Below are 14,993 nucleotides of genomic sequence, written 5' to 3' on the forward strand. Positions count from 1 at the left end.
CCCGTGCCCCCTCCCCCGGTCGTCCGCCCCTCCGCCCCCGCCGCGCCGACCCGAACCGGGCGCCACGCGCGTGGACCCTCGCGCGCGGCTGAAACCGTACGTACCAACCGGTCCGTGAACGCCAAACTACTCTGGTCCCCCGTCGAGGGGTCCGCGTCGGATCCGGCGGGCGACGTCGTGCGCTGGGCGGCGTTCAGCTGCCTGCTCGTACCCGTGGTTCTCGTCGTCTACGGGTCCTCGTTCGCGGGCGCGGCAGGCTCCGCGATCGGCCTGATGGCCGTGACAGCGGCGTGCCGGCTGCTGTTGCGCCGGTCCGAGCGCGCGGCCGCCGACGGGCGGGGCGAGGTGCCGCTCGCGCCGTCCGGCCGAGCCGGCCGGGCGTCGGCGGGAGGGCGTCGAGGAGGGCGTCACGGGGGAGGCCGTACACCCGGAAGGTAGCTCGATCGCACACCTGGACCCGTATGTTTTCGGCCAACTTCCCAGGGTGGCGTATTCCTTGGCCAAATGGCCTGTCAACCCCCTTGTCACCAGGGGGGAAAGGACTATTACGGCCTCTGGCACCATACGGGTACGGGCCATCCCCCGGAGGCGCACTTCCCCTACCCGGCCCACGAGTGAAACGCTCGTGATCGAAAGCTTCGCGCCAAGTTGCCTTGTCGACATAGCGCTGGGTGCCGGACTTGTCACGCCGGCGCCACGGGACGCAGTAGATTCGATCATGCGTATCGAAGGCTGGGGACTCGTGCAAAACCGAGGGGAAAAGTGCAGGAGCGACAGGCCCGACAAGAACGGGGAGCCGCGAACACCGAGGGGGGCTTAGCGCCATGAGCCAGGACTCCGCTGCCGCATCACCGGAGACCGCAAGGAAGCTGGCCGGCCGCCGACGCCGGGAGGTTGTCGCCGTACTGCTGTTCAGCGGCGGCCCTATCTTCGAAAGTTCCATTCCGCTCTCCGTGTTCGGGATCGACCGACAGGACGCGGGAGTACCGCGTTACAGGCTGCTGGTGTGTGCCGGTGAGGAAGGACCCCTGCGGACCACAGGGGGACTCGAACTCACCGCGCCCTACGGCCTGGAAGCCATCAGCAGGGCGGGAACGGTGGTGGTGCCCGCGTGGCGTTCCATCACCTCGCCGCCCCCCGCCGCCGCGCTCGAAGCGCTGCGCCGGGCACACGAGGAAGGGGCAAGGATCGTCGGGCTGTGCACCGGCGCGTTCGTGCTCGCCGCGGCCGGTCTGCTCGACGGCCGCCCGGCGACGACGCACTGGATGTACGCGCCGACACTGGCCAAGCGGTATCCATCGGTCCATGTGGACCCGAGGGAGCTCTTCGTCGACGACGGGGACGTGCTCACCTCGGCCGGGACCGCGGCCGGAATCGACCTCTGCCTGCACATCGTGCGGACGGACCACGGCAGTGAGGCGGCCGGAGCACTGGCCCGCCGGCTCGTCGTGCCGCCGCGCCGCAGTGGCGGGCAGGAGCGCTATCTGGACAGGTCTTTACCAGAGGAGATCGGCTCCGACCCGCTGGCCGAGGTCGTCGCCTGGGCGCTGGAACACCTCCACGAGCAGTTCGACGTGGAGACCCTGGCCGCACGGGCGTACATGAGCCGCCGTACCTTCGACCGCCGGTTCCGCTCGCTGACCGGGTCGGCCCCGCTCCAGTGGCTGATCACTCAGCGGGTGCTCCAGGCCCAGCGTCTCCTGGAGACGTCGGACTACTCGGTGGACGAGGTCGCGGGCCGCTGCGGCTTCCGTTCGCCGGTCGCGCTGCGCGGGCACTTCCGCCGCCAGCTCGGCTCGTCCCCGGCCTCCTACCGGGCGGCCTACCGGGCGAGGCGTCCCCAGCCGGAACCGAACGGAGGTCCCGTCGCGGTGGCCCTGCCGGCCCCCGTGCCGGAGACCGTGCCGCCCCAGGCGCTTCCCCAGGTCCGGCGGACGGCGGCGGCCAGCGCGGTGATGGGTCCTTCCGCCACCTCGCACACCGGGCCGGAGCCGGGAAAACCCAGCTCCGATCTGTACGCCTCCGGTTACGCCGGTGGCCGTCCGAGTCTGCCCGGCCAGCGGAGCGCCCCGTAGGGTAAGACACATGAACGACCGCATGGTGTGGATCGACTGCGAGATGACCGGGCTCTCGCTGGCGGACGACGCACTCATCGAGGTGGCCGCGCTGGTCACCGACTCGGAGCTGAACGTACTGGGCGAAGGGGTGGACATCGTGATCCGTCCCCCCGACGCCGCGCTGGAGACCATGCCGGAGGTGGTGCGCACCATGCACACCGCCTCCGGGCTCCTCGACGAGCTGGCCGGCGGCACCACGCTGGCCGACGCCGAGGAGCAGGTCCTGGCGTATGTACGTGAACACGTCAAGGAGCCGGGCAGGGCGCCGCTCTGCGGGAACTCGGTCGGCACCGACCGGGGCTTCCTGCTGCGGGACATGCCGAGCCTGGAGTCCCACCTCCACTACCGGATCGTGGACGTCTCCTCCGTGAAGGAGCTCGCCCGCCGCTGGTATCCGCGGGCGTACTTCAACAGCCCGGACAAGAACGGCAACCACCGGGCGCTTGCGGACATCCGCGAATCCATCGCGGAGCTCCGCTACTACCGCGAGGCGGTCTTCGTCCCGCAGCCCGGCCCGGATTCCGACACCGCGAAGGCCATCGCGGCGAAGTACGTCCTGCCCGCGCAGTAGCCCCGCGGCGCGCTCGGCCGTACCGCGCGCCGGTACGGCCGGACGCGGGCCGGGGCGCTGGCCGGTGCGTCGGCCGTACGCGTGCCGGTGCGCTCGGCGGCGGGGCGGCGGTGGATCTGCCGGGTGCGCTCGGCAGGGCGCCGGTACGGCTCTGACAGGGTCCCGGGAGGGCGCCGCGAAACATGTGCGCGAGCACCCTCCCGGACCCTGTACACTTTTTCTCGGCCGGTAGGGAAGCCCCCAGGGACTTCCCAAGACCACAACAGTCCGGTCACGCATGGTGGGTATAGCTCAGCTGGTAGAGCACCTGGTTGTGGTCCAGGATGTCGCGGGTTCGAGTCCCGTTACTCACCCTGAAGGATCAAGGCCCGCCCCGTGAAAACGGGGCGGGCCTTGATTGTGTTACAGCCCTTGACCAAACATGCGGGGCCCCGGGGGGTGCCGCAGCTGCGCTCCGGGGCCGTCCGCGTTGGCTGCCCCTGCCTGGCCTTCCGGTGGGGCAGGGGGCGTTTCTGGGGGCGTCGGATGGGCTTTGTCAGCCTCGGCCGACCTTGACCGGGCGCCGCTCACGACGACCCCCGCACCACGAGTTCCGTGGGCAGCACCACGCTGCGGCGGGCCGGTTCGGGGGTGGGGGTCAGCTGGGTCAGGAGGAGTTCGGCCATCGCGCGGCCCATGTCTTCGATCGGCTGGCGCACGCTCGTCAGGGGCGGGTCCATGTGGCGGGCGATCGAGGAGTCGTCGAAGCCGACCAGGGCCGTGTCCTCGGGGACGCGGCGGCCGGCCTCGCGCAGGATCTGGCGGGCGCCGGAGGCCATCACGTCGGACGCGGCGAACACGGCGTCCAGGTCCGGGGCGCGGCTGAGGAGTTCGGTCATCGCGCGGCGCCCGCCCTCCTCGGTGAAGTCGGCGTGGGCGACGCACTCGCGCAGGCCCGCGTCCGCGAGCGCGGCCCGGTAGCCGTCCAGGCGGCGACGGGCCCCGTACACGTCCTGCGGGCCCGCGATCGTGGCTATGCCGCGCCGGCCCCGGGCGACGAGGTGGGCCACCGCGCCGCGTGCCCCCTCGAAGTTGTCGGAGTCGACCGAGGCGAGGGGTTCGTCCTCGCGGCGGCGGCCGCTGATGACCACGGGGATGCCGAGCTGGGCCAGGAGTTCGGGCAGCGGATCGTCGGCGTGGACGGAGACGAGCAGCACCCCGTCCACCCGGTGGGCGCCCAGGTACTGGGCCAGGCGGCGGCGTTCGCGATCGTCGCCGACCAGGGTCAGCAGCAGCTGCATCTCGGTGCCGGCGAGCGCCGCGCCCACCCCGCGCACGATGTCGGAGAAGTACGGCTCGGCGAAGAAGCGGGCCTCGGGCTCGGGGACGACCAGCGCGATCGCGTCGGCGCGGTTGGCGGCCAGCGCGCGGGCCGCCCGGTTGGGTACGTAGCCCAGCTCGGCGACGGCGGCCTCCACGGCGGCGCGGGTGTCCTCGCTGACCCGCGGCGAGCCGTTGATCACCCGGGACACCGTGCCCCGGCCGACCCCGGCCCTTGCCGCCACTTCTTCGAGCGTGGGCCGCCCCGCGCCCCGGCCCCTGGCCGTACGAGCTGTCGCCACGTCTGCCTCCCCCACTCGCGCAACTTGGGTGAAAGTAACAGCCCCGGCCGCGCGGGGAACCCCATGAGCCGTCCTCGCGCGGTCCCTTGACAGTCCAACAGCGAGCCGCGACCCTTCAACACATCACGGCTGGGAGCGCTCCCACAGTAGTAGGTCACTACACCTTTCGCATCCTTTCCGCCCGCGCCGACCGCCCCAACGGGTCCGGCCCGGACGACAGTTGGAGGAAGCACATGCGCACGCGTACACGTATGTCCAGACGCCTCGCCGCGCTCGCGGCCGTGGCCGCCCTCGGCACCGGGCTGCTCACCGGGTGCGCCGACGACGGCAAGCAGGCGAGCGACGGCCCCACGGCGGGCGGCGGGGGCGGGGGCGGCGCGAAGACCACCCTCACCGTCGGTGTCTTCGGCGCGTTCGGCCTGAAGGAGGCCGGCCTCTACGACGCGTACATGAAGCTCCACCCCGACATCGAGATCAAGCAGACCTCGATCGAGCGGAACGAGAACTACTACCCCCAGCTGCTCACCCACCTCGGTTCCGGCAGCGGCCTGGCCGACATCCAGGCCGTCGAGGTCAGCAACATCGCCGAGATCACCGCCACCCAGAGCGGCAAGCTGGAGGACCTGTCCAAGGCGCCCGGCGTGAACAAGGGCGACTTCCTGCCGTGGAAGTGGTCCGAGGCCACCACCAAGGACAACAGGACGGTGGGGCTCGGCACCGACACCGGCCCCACCGGCATCTGCTACCGCAAGGACCTGTTCGCCAAGGCCGGGCTGCCCACCGACCGCGACGCCGTGGGCAAGCTGTGGGCGGGCGACTGGAACAAGTACCTGGAGGCGGGGCGCCAGTTCAGGGCGAAGGTCCCCTCGGGCCCGGCCTTCGTGGACTCCGCGTCGGGCGTACTGAACTCGATCACCGGGTCCAGCGCCGTCCGTTATTACGACACCGACGGCAAAGTCGTCTACAAGTCGAACCCGGCCATCAAGGAGGCCTGGACCACCGCGACCGCGTTCGCCGCCGACGGGCTCACCGCCAAGCTCCAGCAGTTCCAGCCCACCTGGGACCAGGGCTTCGCCAACGCCACCTTCGCCACCGTCTCCTGCCCGGCCTGGATGCTCGGCTACATCCAGGACAAGGCGGGCGCCCCGGGCAAGGACCAGTGGGACGTGGCCGCCGCCCCCAAGCCGTCCAACTGGGGCGGCTCCTTCCTGACCGTGCCCTCGGCCGGCAAGCACAAGGCGGAGGCCGCCAAGCTCGCCGCGTGGCTGACCGCCCCCGCCCAGCAGGCCACCCTGTTCGAAAAGCGCGGCAGCTTCCCGAGCGCCAAGGCCGCCTACGCGCTGCCCGCCGTCGCCGACGCCAAGCACGCCTACTTCGGCGGCGCGCCCATCGGACAGATCTTCGCGAAGGCCGCCGAGGGCACCCCGGTGCAGATCCTCGGCCCCAAGGACCAGATCATCCAGCAGAACCTCACCGACATCGGCATGCTCCAGGTCGAGCAGAAGGGCAAGACGCCGCAGCAGGGCTGGGACGCCGCCGTGAAGGCGATCGACAACGCCCTGGACCAGTGACGATGGCGAGCGACACCACGGCCGCCGTGCCCTCCCCCACCCCCGGGCAGGAGAGCACGGCCCCCGGCCGGGCCGACGCCGACGAGCGCCGCAGCCGCCGCTACCGGCGCGACACGCGCTGGAGTCCCTACGCGTTCATCGCGCCCTTCTTCGTCTTCTTCGCCGTCTTCGGCCTCTTCCCGCTCCTCTACACCGGCTGGGCCTCGCTGCACCAGGTCGAGCTGACCGCGCCGAACGACATGACGTGGGTGGGCCTGCGCAACTTCTCACGGCTGCTGTCCGACGACTTCTTCTGGAACGCGCTGCGCAACACCTTCACCATCGGCCTCCTGTCCACCGTGCCGCAGCTGCTCATCGCGCTCGGCGTCGCGCATCTGCTCAACTACAAGCTGCGCGGCTCGATGTTCTTCCGGGTCGCCGTCCTCACCCCGTACGCCACCAGCGTGGCGGCGGCGACCCTGGTGTTCGTGCTGCTCTTCGGGCGCGACTACGGAATGATCAACTGGGCGCTCGGGCTCGTCGGGTTCGGCCACGTGGACTGGCAGAACGGCACCTGGACCTCCCAGCTCGCCGTCTCCACCATCGTCGTCTGGCGCTGGACCGGCTACAACGCGCTGATCTACCTCGCCGCGATGCAGGCCGTGCCCGCCGATCTGTACGAGTCCGCCGCCCTCGACGGCGCCTCGCGCTGGCAGCAGTTCCGCCATGTGACGATCCCGTCCCTGCGGCCGACGATCCTGTTCACCGCGGTCGTCTCCACCATCGGCGCGACCCAGCTGTTCGGCGAGCCGCTGCTCTTCAACGGGGCGGCGGGCGCCACCGGCGGCTCGGACCACCAGTTCCAGACGCTCGGCCTGTATCTGTACGAACAGGGCTGGGTGAACCTGCACCTGGGCCGGGCCTCGGCGATCGCCTGGGCGATGTTCCTGATCCTGCTCCTCATCGGCGCGGTGAACTGGCTCGTCTCCCGCAAACTGCGTAAGGGGATGACCAGTTGAGGGCCCAGCGCGCCGGCCGCCAGCTCCACGGCGGCCGCCTCACCTACGCCGTACTGACCGTGTTCACCGCCGGATCCCTCTTCCCGCTGATCTGGACGGCGGTGGCCGCCTCCCGCACCAACACCCGGCTCGCCCAGACACCGCCGCCGCTCTGGTTCGGCGGGAACCTGTTCCGGAACCTCAAGATCGCCTGGACCGACGCCAACATGGGCACGGCCCTGCTCAACACGACGATCGTGGCGGGGTGTGTCGCGGCCGGCACGGTGTTCTTCTCCACGCTGGCCGGCTTCGCCTTCGCCAAGCTGCGTTTCCGCTTCAAGAACCTGCTGCTGACCCTGGTGATCTCCACGATGATGGTGCCGCCGCAGCTCAGCGTCGTACCGCTGTACATGATGGTCGCCAAGCTGTCCTGGACCGACCAGCTCCAGGCCGTCATCCTGCCCACCCTGGTCAGCGCGTTCGGGGTGTTCTTCATGCGGCAGTACCTCGTGGGGGCGCTGCCCACCGAGCTGATCGAGGCGGCCCGGGTGGACGGGGCGAGCAGCTGGCGGGTGGTGTGGCACATCGTGTTCCCCGTCGCCCGGCCCGCGATGGCGGTGCTCGGGATGCTCACGTTCGTGATGGCGTGGAACGACTTCTTCTGGCCGGTCATCGCGCTGACCCAGAACGGCAGCCCCACCGTCCAGGTGGCCCTGACGGGGCTCGGCCGTGGCTACATCCCGGACCAGTCGGTCATCATGGCCGGCGCCCTGCTCGGCACGCTGCCGCTGCTCATCGCGTTCGTGGTGTTCGGGCGACAGATCGTGGGCGGGATCATGCAGGGCGCGGTCAAGGGGTAGCCCCCGGGGCCCTGATCCTCTGAGCCCCCTGGCCCCGGCCCCTTGGCCCCCCGGCCCCCTGAGCCCTCCGGGCCCTCTGATCTCCCTCTCTCCTCCGCCTCTCCGCCCCAAGTCCCCTTGTTCCGCAGCTCGTTGGGAGTGCCGCATGTCCGACCGCTTTCCGCCCGGGTTCCTCTGGGGCGCCGCCACCTCCGCCTACCAGATCGAGGGGGCGGTACGGAAGGACGGCCGCACCCCCTCCATCTGGGACACCTTCAGCCACACCCCGGGCCGGACCGCCGACGGCGACACCGGGGACGTGGCCGTGGACCACTACCACCGGATGCGCGAGGACGTCGCCCTCATGGCGGACCTCGGCCTCACCTCCTACCGCTTCTCCGTCTCCTGGTCCCGGGTGCAGCCCACCGGTCGCGGGCCCGCCGTCCAGGTCGGCCTCGACTTCTACCGGCGCCTGGTCGACGAACTGCTCGACCACGGCATCGCACCCGCGCTCACCCTCTACCACTGGGACCTGCCGCAGGAGCTGGAGACCGGGTCCTCCAGCGGCTCCGCCGCGGGCGGCGGCTGGCCCGCCCGCGACACGGCGGCCCGCTTCGCCGAGTACGCGGCGCTCGTCGGGGCCGCGCTCGGCGACCGGGTCGAGCGATGGATCACCCTCAACGAGCCCTGGTGCAGCGCCTTTCTGGGGTACGCGTCCGGCGTGCACGCCCCCGGACGCACGGACCCGGTCGCAGCCCTGCGCGCCGCCCACCACCTCAACCTCGCGCACGGCCAGGCGACTTCGGCTCTGCGCGCGGTAATGCCGGCCCGCAACCAGATCGCGGTGAGCCTCAACTCGGCCGTCGTCAGGCCGCTTTCGCAGGACCCGGCGGACCTGGAGGCGGCGCGCAGGATCGACGACCTGGCCAACGGGATCTTCCACGGCCCGATGCTGCACGGCGCCTACCCGAACCGGCTGTTCGCCGACACGGCGTCCGTCACCGACTGGTCCTTCGTGCACGACGGCGACGTACGCGCCATCCACCAGCCGCTCGACGCGCTCGGACTCAACTACTACACGACGTCCCTGGTGTCGGCGGCCGCACCCGGCCACACGGGCGCCCGCTCCGACGGCCACGGCGCCAGCGCCCATTCGTGCTGGCCCGGCGCCGACTCCGTCGCCTTCCACCAGCCGCCGGGCGAGCGGACGGCGATGGGCTGGACCATCGACCCGACGGGCCTGTACGACCTGCTGCTGCGCTACACCAAGGAGGCCCCGGGGCTCCCGCTCCTGGTCACCGAGAACGGCGCGGCCTGCGAGGACGAGCCCGGCCCCGACGGCACCGTGCACGACCCGGACCGCATCCACTACCTGCGCGGCCACCTCGCGGCCGTGCGCCAGGCGATGGAGGCGGGCGCGGACGTACGGGGCTACTACCTGTGGTCCCTGATGGACAACTTCGAGTGGTCGTACGGGTACGGCAAGCGTTTCGGCGCGGTGTACGTGGACTACGAGACCCTGACCCGCACCCCGAAGTCGAGCGCCCGCTGGTACGCACGGGTCGCCCGGACCGGGGAGCTGCCCGAGGTGCCCGAGGGGCCCGGGCTGTGAGGGGCACACCGCGCGGGGCTTGAACCTCACGTGGCGTCAGGACGCACAGTGGGGGCATGACCGCTTCCACCTGGAAGGTGGGTCCGCTGGCCGAGACCGGCGGACTCACCGTTCGTACCCTGCACCACTGGGACACCATCGGGCTGCTGTCGCCGTCGCGGCGCACCCCGGCCGGGCACCGCGAGTACACCGAGGACGACGTCGCCCGGCTCTACCAGATCCTCGCCCTGCGCGGCCTCGGGCTCGGACTCGACACCATCGCCGTCTGCCTGGACGCCGGGGTCGATCCCACCCGGATCCTGCGCGACCACCGCGCGAGCGTCGAGGCCCACATCGCCGCGCTCACCGTCCTGCGGGACCGGCTCGCGCGGATCGAGCGGGAGGTCGCGGACGGCGGGGCGCCGACCACGGACTCGGTCCTGGCCGCCGTGCGCGCCACCGGCGTCGCGGGCCCCGGCGCCGATGAGGCGGTACGCCGCCATCTGGACGACGACCAGCTGCGGGCACTCGGCGTCCACGGCGCGGCCGCGGGGCCTGCCGCGCACTATCTGCTGGAGGTGGAGTGGCCCGAACTGTACCGGCGGGCCGAGGAGTTGAGGGCATCGGGCGCCCCGCCGGCCGATCCCCGCGCACGCGCCCTGGCGGCCCGGATGGACGAGCTGAGCGCGCTGTTCGGCGGCGGCGACACGGCGATCGCGTCGGGCGTACGGGCCGCGTGGCGCGAGGACCCGGCGGCCCTGTCCGGTGACGCATCGGCCAGGCCCGGTCAGTGGGACGGTCTCACGGCGTACCTGGACGCGGCGAGAGCGGGGGCCGGGCAGTGAAGGGGGCGCGGGTGTGGAGGGAGCGCGGGCGCCGCGTGGGCCGGGCGCCCGCGCTGAACGCGTACTCACTGTTGCCGTTCCTGCTGATCACCGTGCCGCTGGTGTGCGTGCTCGCGGGGTGCGGGGTGATCGGGTGGGGCGCGGTCCTGGGGGTGGTGGGCGCGGTGGGTGTGCTCGCGGGGGCGGTGCGGGCGGGATCGAAGGCGCGCCCGCGTTGAGGGCGCCCCGGCCGGCGTGGGGGAAGGGTCCGGCCGGGGCGCTGGTCGATCGGCCCGCGAGGGCTACTGGTAGGCGCTGAACGCCTTGGTGAAGGCGAGGGGTTCCTGGGCGATGGAGGAGCAGGTGGGGTCGGCGGAGTTCTTGGCGCCGCCGGGGCACTCCTTGTCGCGGGCGGCGGACCACATCGACAGGGCGCCGAGCCCCTTGGACTTGGCGAACTCCACGAGCCGCGTGGCGTCGGCGACGGTGAACTTCTCGACGTTGACGTCGTTGACGCCGATCATCGGGGTCACCGCGACCGCCTTCCACGCGGCGGCCTCCGACAGACCCAGAACTCCCTTGATCTGCGCCTGCGTCGCCGTGGCCGCCTGGATCGCGTAGTCGCCCATGTCGCCGCTGAAGGAGGGCCCGTAGTCCATCGCCATGATGTTGACGGCGGAGAGGGCGACGCCGTTCTTCTTGGCGTCGGCGACGAGATCCACGCCGGGCTGCGTCAGGCCCTGCGGCATCACGGGCAGCGTGAACGAGACGTCGAGGCCGGGGTGGGACTTCTGGAGCTTGGCGATGGCCTGCGCGCGGCGGGTGTTGGCTGCCGTGTCGGGCAGCGCCGCGCCCTCGATGTCGAAGTCGACCTTGGTGAGCTTGTACGCGTCGATGACCTTGGCGTACGCGGCCGCGAGCTCGTCGGCGCTCTTGCAGACCAGGCCGAGCTCCGAGCCGGAGGCGCCGCCGAAGGAGACGCGGACGTCGCCGCCTTTGGCGCGCAGCGCGCCGATCCCCGCGGCGACCTTGTCGTCCGGCAGGCCGGTGACGCCGCCCCACAGCGGGGCGCAGCCGCCGCCCGAGGTGATGAAGGCGAGCGTGAACTGCTTGACGCCGGTCTTGTCGGCGGTACCGGTCAGGTCGTACGCCGGGTAGAGCGAGGTGTCGACGTACGGCGCGAACCCGGCGTGCCCGGCGGGGGCCGGGGTGGCCGGCGTGGACGGGGTCGCGGTCGGGGTCGCGGTCGCGGTCGGTTTGCTGGTGGGCCCGGTGCTCGCCGACGGGGTGGGCGCGGTGGTGGGGCGCTGGGTGGGGCGGCCGCTGGGCGTGGGGGTGGCGCCGGTGCCGGCGGAACACTTCTCCTGGTCTATGAGGCAGCCGGTGGGGTCGCCCGCGGTGCCGGTCGCCGAGGTCACGAAGCCGACGGTGACGGACTTGCCCGGGGCGAGTCCGTCCCGGTCCCAGCTCGCCGGCCGCACCGTGACGTGCTGCCCCTTGACGCTCTGGTCACCGTTCCAGAGGGAGGAAAGCGATGTGCCGGCCGGCAGGTCGAACTCCAGGGTCCAGGTGGGCAGGGTCTTGCCGGTGTCGTTGGTGATGACGTACTGCCCGGTGTAACCGCCGGTCCAGCCGCTGGTCCTGGTGTACGCCGCGCCGACCGAGGCGGCCTGTGCGGTGCCGGTGAGCGCGAAGGCGGTGCCGCCGACGACGGTGGCGGCGACGATCCCGCCGACGACCTTGGTCCTGCCGCTCGTGGTGCGCCGGTGCGTACTGGTGGCCATGCCGTGCCTGCCTCTGCGTCGCGGGGGTATCTGGGGGTGCGGGCAGCACGCTAACTCCGGGGAACCGGACAAATGCCCAGTTCAGGGCGGTGGTTGGGGATCTTAGGGCGGCCTTAAGGATCCAATGGGCCCGGGTTAAGCCACGCGGCCGAAGGGGCCGATCCCTGCCGGGTCGACGGCCCAGCGGTTCGCGGTCTCCCGTCGCCGCTTCCCGGTGTCCCGTCGCGGCTTCCCGGTATCCCGTTGCGACGGGACAGGCCTGCGGATCACCATGGCCGCCATGGACCGACCGAGACAGATCATCGAGTGTGAAGACTTCGTCCTGCGGCGCTGGCGGGGACAGGACGACTTCGCTCCGGCGCACCAGTTGATCGAGGAGTCGCTGGAGCACCTGCGCCCCTGGGAGCCGTGGGTCGCCGGGCACAGTGCGCGAGGCACCCGGGACTTCCTCGCGTCGTCCGAGTCGAAGTGGGCGAGCGGTGACGTGTACAACTACGCCATCGTCAAGGACGGAACTCCCCTCGGCATGTGCCAGGCCTACCGCGCGGGCGCACCTCACGGGCGGCGCATGGGGTACTGGCTGCACCCCGCCGCCACCGGCCGGGGCATCGCCACCAGGGCGACGGCGGCCGTGGTCGAGGAGATGTTCTCCCTGCCGGACGTGGAGTACCTGGAAATCGCGCACGATCTGTCCAACGCCGCCAGCGCCGCGATACCACGCCGGCTGGGCTTCACCGAGGTCCTGCGGGAACAGGGAACGCCGCCCGTGGCCCCGTCGGGCAGCGGGATCGACGTGATCTGGCGCCTGAACCGTCCCACGCCGCCCACCAAGGGCGCTCCCCGCCCCTGAAATGGGCGGCGGCCAGGAGCGGGCCGGGTGCTCACGCGGGGTGGCGCACGGGGCTGGGCCTGCCGCCCGCACCCGCCCCGCCCGCGCCTCTGCGACAGGACTCGCGTTCCCGGGGCCGCAGGTGGCCCGTGCGGGCGGGGCCCCGTGACGCCCTACGCGGGTCCGTGACGCTGTACCCGGGTTCCCCTGCGGCGCAGGCGGTGGTTTCGGCGGGGGCGGGCGCCGGGCCGGGCCCGGGTCAGCCAGAGGCGGACTTCCGTGCCGCCCAGGACGGACCGGCCGATCCGCACGTCGCCGCCCGTCGATTCGGCCACCCGGCGGACGATGTCGAGCCCGAGTCCGGTCGACCCGGGCCGGCCCCCGCTGTTGCCCCGCGCGAGCGCCGCCCGGGGATCGGCGATGCCCGCCCCCGCGTCGGAGACCAGCACGATCACCGCGTCCTCGCCGTTGTGGACGTCCACCGAGAACGCCGTCCCCTCCGGGGTGTGCCGGAACACGTTGCCGAGCAGCGCGTCGAGGACCGCGACGAGGTCGGCCCGGGCGACCGGGACGCGGACGGGCCGCTCCACCCCCGCGAGCCGCACCTCGCGGCCCTCGTCCTCCGCCAGCGCCGACCAGAACGCCATCCGCTCCCGGATCACCTCGCAGGCGTCGCACCCCGCCCCCGGCCCGTCCGGCTGCGTCCTCGGCCTGGCGTCGCGCGCCGTGCGGATGATGGTGTCGACCTCACGCTCCAGCTGCTCGACCGCCGCCCGGGTCTGCTCGGCCGCCGGCCCCTCGCCCAAGGAGGCCGCGTTCAGCCGGAGCACGGTCAGCGGCGTACGCAGCCGGTGCGAGAGGTCGGCCGCCAACTCCCGCTCGTTGGCCAGGAGTTGGACGACCTGGTCGGCCATGGAGTTGAAGGCGACGGCGGCGGAGCGCAGTTCGGTGGGGCCCTCCTCCGGGACCCGCGCCCCGAGCCTGCCCTCCCCGAGGTCCTGCGCCGCGCCCGCGAGCCGCTGGGCCGGGCGGACCATGCGTACCCCGAGCCGGTCGGCGACGGCCACGGACCCGATGATCAGGGCGACGCCCACGCCCGCGAGCACCAGCCAGGCCGTCGTGACGCCGTGGGTGACCTCGGCCTGCGGCACGAAGACCTCGACGATGGCGATCTGGCCGGAGCTGAGGGCGGTCGGCTGGAGCAGCGTGGAGCCGCCCGGGACATCGGTGACCGAGGCCTTGATGACCTCGCGGGTGGCTTCGAGGTCCTTGTCCGGCGCCCGCCGCGTGCCGATGTCGAGGGGCGCGCTGGCGGGCACGGCCGGGTCGGCCGGCACATGCACGGCCATCCGGTCCTCGGCGCCGGACTGCGTGGAGGCGACGGCCCGCTCCAGCGCGTCGCGGTCGGTGGTGATGGACAGGGTGGGCCCGATCGCCGCGGCCTGCCGTTCGGCGTTGGAGAACGCCCGGTCGCGGGCCATCTCCTTGATGACCATGCCGAGCGGCACCGCGAAGGCGACGACGACCATCACCGTGACGGCGAGACAGACCTTGACCAGGGCCCATCTCATCGCGGCGGCTCCAGTTTCACGCCGACCCCGCGCAGGGTGTGCAGATAGCGGGGCCGCGCGGCCGTCTCGCCCAACTTGCGCCGCAGCCACGACAGATGGACGTCGATGGTCTGGTCGTCGCCGTAGGACTGCTGCCACACCTCGGCAAGGAGTTCCTTGCGCGCCACGACCACGCCGGGCCGCCCGGCGAGGAAGGCCAGCAGGTCGAACTCCCGCCGGGTCAGGTCGAGTTGGACGCCGTCGAGTTCGGCCTGGCGGCGCAGCGGATCGACCCGGAGTCCGCCGACCCGGAGCACCCGCGAGGGCGGCTCGGCCCCGGCCGAGCCGCGCGCCCTGCGCAGCACGGCGGCCATCCGCGCGGACAGGTGCTCCACGGAGAACGGCTTGGTGAGGTAGTCGTCGGCGCCGTCGTTGAGCAGCCGTACGATCTCCGACTCGTCGTCCCGCGCGGTCGCGATGATCACCGGTACGTCGGTGATGCCGCGCAGCATCTTCAGCGCCTCGGCCCCGTCCAGATCGGGCAGGCCGAGGTCCAGGATGACCACGTCGTACCGGACATGGGCCACTTCGCGCAGTGCCTCGAGCGCCGTGCCGACGCTCCGTACCGTGTGGGAGGCCTCGGTGAGGTGGCGGATGAGGGCGGATCGGACAAACTGGTCGTCCTCGACCACGAGCACACTTGCCATGGGCCGCACCGTACGCCATACGGAGGGACCGG

The 14,993-nt window shown here is 72.2% G+C and carries 14 protein-coding genes and 1 tRNA gene; 11 read left to right on the forward strand and 4 right to left on the reverse strand.

Annotation, left to right across the window (positions count from 1 at the left end; all coding sequences use genetic code 11):
- The first annotated feature begins 114 nt into the window (after positions 1 to 114).
- From ABR738_RS15220 to ABR738_RS15235, 4 genes are all read left to right on the forward strand, one after another.
- On the forward strand, positions 115 to 438 hold the full coding sequence (locus ABR738_RS15220; RefSeq protein WP_350230517.1) for a hypothetical protein: 324 nt from the start codon (positions 115 to 117) through the stop codon (positions 436 to 438).
- A gap of 386 nt (positions 439 to 824) precedes the next feature.
- Positions 825 to 2,075, forward strand: a complete 1,251-nt coding sequence (locus ABR738_RS15225; protein ID WP_350230518.1) for a helix-turn-helix domain-containing protein — start codon at positions 825 to 827, stop codon at positions 2,073 to 2,075.
- Positions 2,076 to 2,085: 10 nt separating this feature from the next.
- Entirely contained in the window at positions 2,086 to 2,688 is a 603-nt protein-coding gene (orn, locus tag ABR738_RS15230; RefSeq protein WP_350230519.1) for an oligoribonuclease, read from the forward strand.
- 280 nt (positions 2,689 to 2,968) lie between these two features.
- Positions 2,969 to 3,041, forward strand: a tRNA-His gene (locus tag ABR738_RS15235).
- A 213-nt stretch (positions 3,042 to 3,254) separates the two neighbouring features.
- On the opposite strand, the gene ABR738_RS15240 is transcribed toward ABR738_RS15235, so the two are convergent.
- Positions 3,255 to 4,289, reverse strand: a complete 1,035-nt coding sequence (locus ABR738_RS15240; RefSeq protein WP_350230520.1) for a LacI family DNA-binding transcriptional regulator — start codon at positions 4,287 to 4,289, stop codon at positions 3,255 to 3,257.
- 233 nt (positions 4,290 to 4,522) lie between these two features.
- Between ABR738_RS15240 and ABR738_RS15245 the strand changes: the two genes are divergently transcribed.
- The 6 genes from ABR738_RS15245 (at position 4,523) to ABR738_RS15270 (ending at position 10,330) form a co-directional block, all read left to right on the forward strand.
- Positions 4,523 to 5,860 carry an ABC transporter substrate-binding protein gene (locus ABR738_RS15245; protein ID WP_350230521.1) on the forward strand — a complete coding sequence of 446 codons (1,338 nt, stop codon included), beginning with the start codon at positions 4,523 to 4,525 and terminating at the stop codon, positions 5,858 to 5,860.
- A 2-nt stretch (positions 5,861 to 5,862) separates the two neighbouring features.
- The gene (locus ABR738_RS15250; protein ID WP_350230522.1) at positions 5,863 to 6,858 is read left to right on the forward strand and encodes a carbohydrate ABC transporter permease; all 996 of its coding nucleotides are present in this window, start codon (positions 5,863 to 5,865) and stop codon (positions 6,856 to 6,858) included.
- Complete coding sequence (locus ABR738_RS15255) at positions 6,855 to 7,697, forward strand: carbohydrate ABC transporter permease (protein ID WP_350230523.1); 843 nt, start codon at positions 6,855 to 6,857, stop codon at positions 7,695 to 7,697. The genes ABR738_RS15250 and ABR738_RS15255 overlap by 4 nt, the downstream gene beginning before the upstream one ends.
- A gap of 145 nt (positions 7,698 to 7,842) precedes the next feature.
- Entirely contained in the window at positions 7,843 to 9,288 is a 1,446-nt protein-coding gene (locus ABR738_RS15260; RefSeq protein WP_350230524.1) for a GH1 family beta-glucosidase, read from the forward strand.
- Between the two features lie 56 nt (positions 9,289 to 9,344).
- Positions 9,345 to 10,112 (forward strand): MerR family transcriptional regulator, encoded by a 768-nt coding sequence (locus ABR738_RS15265; protein WP_350230525.1) that lies wholly within the window; start codon positions 9,345 to 9,347, stop codon positions 10,110 to 10,112.
- Between the two features lie 11 nt (positions 10,113 to 10,123).
- Positions 10,124 to 10,330: a hypothetical protein gene (locus tag ABR738_RS15270; protein ID WP_350230526.1), complete on the forward strand. Its 207-nt coding sequence runs from the start codon at positions 10,124 to 10,126 to the stop codon at positions 10,328 to 10,330.
- A 63-nt stretch (positions 10,331 to 10,393) separates the two neighbouring features.
- Here the strand turns inward: ABR738_RS15270 and ABR738_RS15275 are convergent, their stop codons facing one another.
- Positions 10,394 to 11,875, reverse strand: a complete 1,482-nt coding sequence (locus tag ABR738_RS15275; RefSeq protein ID WP_350230527.1) for a cellulose binding domain-containing protein — start codon at positions 11,873 to 11,875, stop codon at positions 10,394 to 10,396.
- A 280-nt stretch (positions 11,876 to 12,155) separates the two neighbouring features.
- Between ABR738_RS15275 and ABR738_RS15280 the strand changes: the two genes are divergently transcribed.
- Positions 12,156 to 12,725, forward strand: a complete 570-nt coding sequence (locus ABR738_RS15280) for a GNAT family N-acetyltransferase (protein ID WP_350230528.1) — start codon at positions 12,156 to 12,158, stop codon at positions 12,723 to 12,725.
- Between the two features lie 152 nt (positions 12,726 to 12,877).
- Here ABR738_RS15280 and ABR738_RS15285 read toward each other — a convergent pair whose 3' ends face one another.
- Positions 12,878 to 14,275 carry a sensor histidine kinase gene (locus ABR738_RS15285; RefSeq protein ID WP_350230529.1) on the reverse strand — a complete coding sequence of 466 codons (1,398 nt, stop codon included), beginning with the start codon at positions 14,273 to 14,275 and terminating at the stop codon, positions 12,878 to 12,880.
- The gene (locus ABR738_RS15290) at positions 14,272 to 14,961 is read right to left on the reverse strand and encodes a response regulator transcription factor (protein ID WP_350230530.1); all 690 of its coding nucleotides are present in this window, start codon (positions 14,959 to 14,961) and stop codon (positions 14,272 to 14,274) included. Before ABR738_RS15290 ends, ABR738_RS15285 begins: the two co-directional genes overlap by 4 nt.
- Positions 14,962 to 14,993 lie beyond the last annotated feature (32 nt).

It is taken from the genome of Streptomyces sp. Edi4 (assembly GCF_040253615.1).
GTDB lineage: Bacteria > Actinomycetota > Actinomycetes > Streptomycetales > Streptomycetaceae > Streptomyces.

Excerpts from the sequence above, each read along its gene's own strand:
- ABR738_RS15225 (WP_350230518.1), top strand. The coding sequence starts at position 825 with ATGAGCCAGGACTCCGCTGCCGCATCACCGGAGACCGCAAGGAAGCTG.
- orn (WP_350230519.1), top strand. The coding sequence starts at position 2,086 with ATGAACGACCGCATGGTGTGGATCGACTGCGAGATGACCGGGCTCTCG.
- ABR738_RS15245 (WP_350230521.1), top strand. The coding sequence starts at position 4,523 with ATGCGCACGCGTACACGTATGTCCAGACGCCTCGCCGCGCTCGCGGCC.
- ABR738_RS15250 (WP_350230522.1), top strand. The coding sequence starts at position 5,863 with ATGGCGAGCGACACCACGGCCGCCGTGCCCTCCCCCACCCCCGGGCAG.
- ABR738_RS15260 (WP_350230524.1), top strand. The coding sequence starts at position 7,843 with ATGTCCGACCGCTTTCCGCCCGGGTTCCTCTGGGGCGCCGCCACCTCC.
- ABR738_RS15265 (WP_350230525.1), top strand. The coding sequence starts at position 9,345 with ATGACCGCTTCCACCTGGAAGGTGGGTCCGCTGGCCGAGACCGGCGGA.
- ABR738_RS15275 (WP_350230527.1), bottom strand. The coding sequence starts at position 11,875 with ATGGCCACCAGTACGCACCGGCGCACCACGAGCGGCAGGACCAAGGTC.
- ABR738_RS15280 (WP_350230528.1), top strand. The coding sequence starts at position 12,156 with ATGGACCGACCGAGACAGATCATCGAGTGTGAAGACTTCGTCCTGCGG.
- ABR738_RS15285 (WP_350230529.1), bottom strand. The coding sequence starts at position 14,275 with ATGAGATGGGCCCTGGTCAAGGTCTGTCTCGCCGTCACGGTGATGGTC.
- ABR738_RS15290 (WP_350230530.1), bottom strand. The coding sequence starts at position 14,961 with ATGGCAAGTGTGCTCGTGGTCGAGGACGACCAGTTTGTCCGATCCGCC.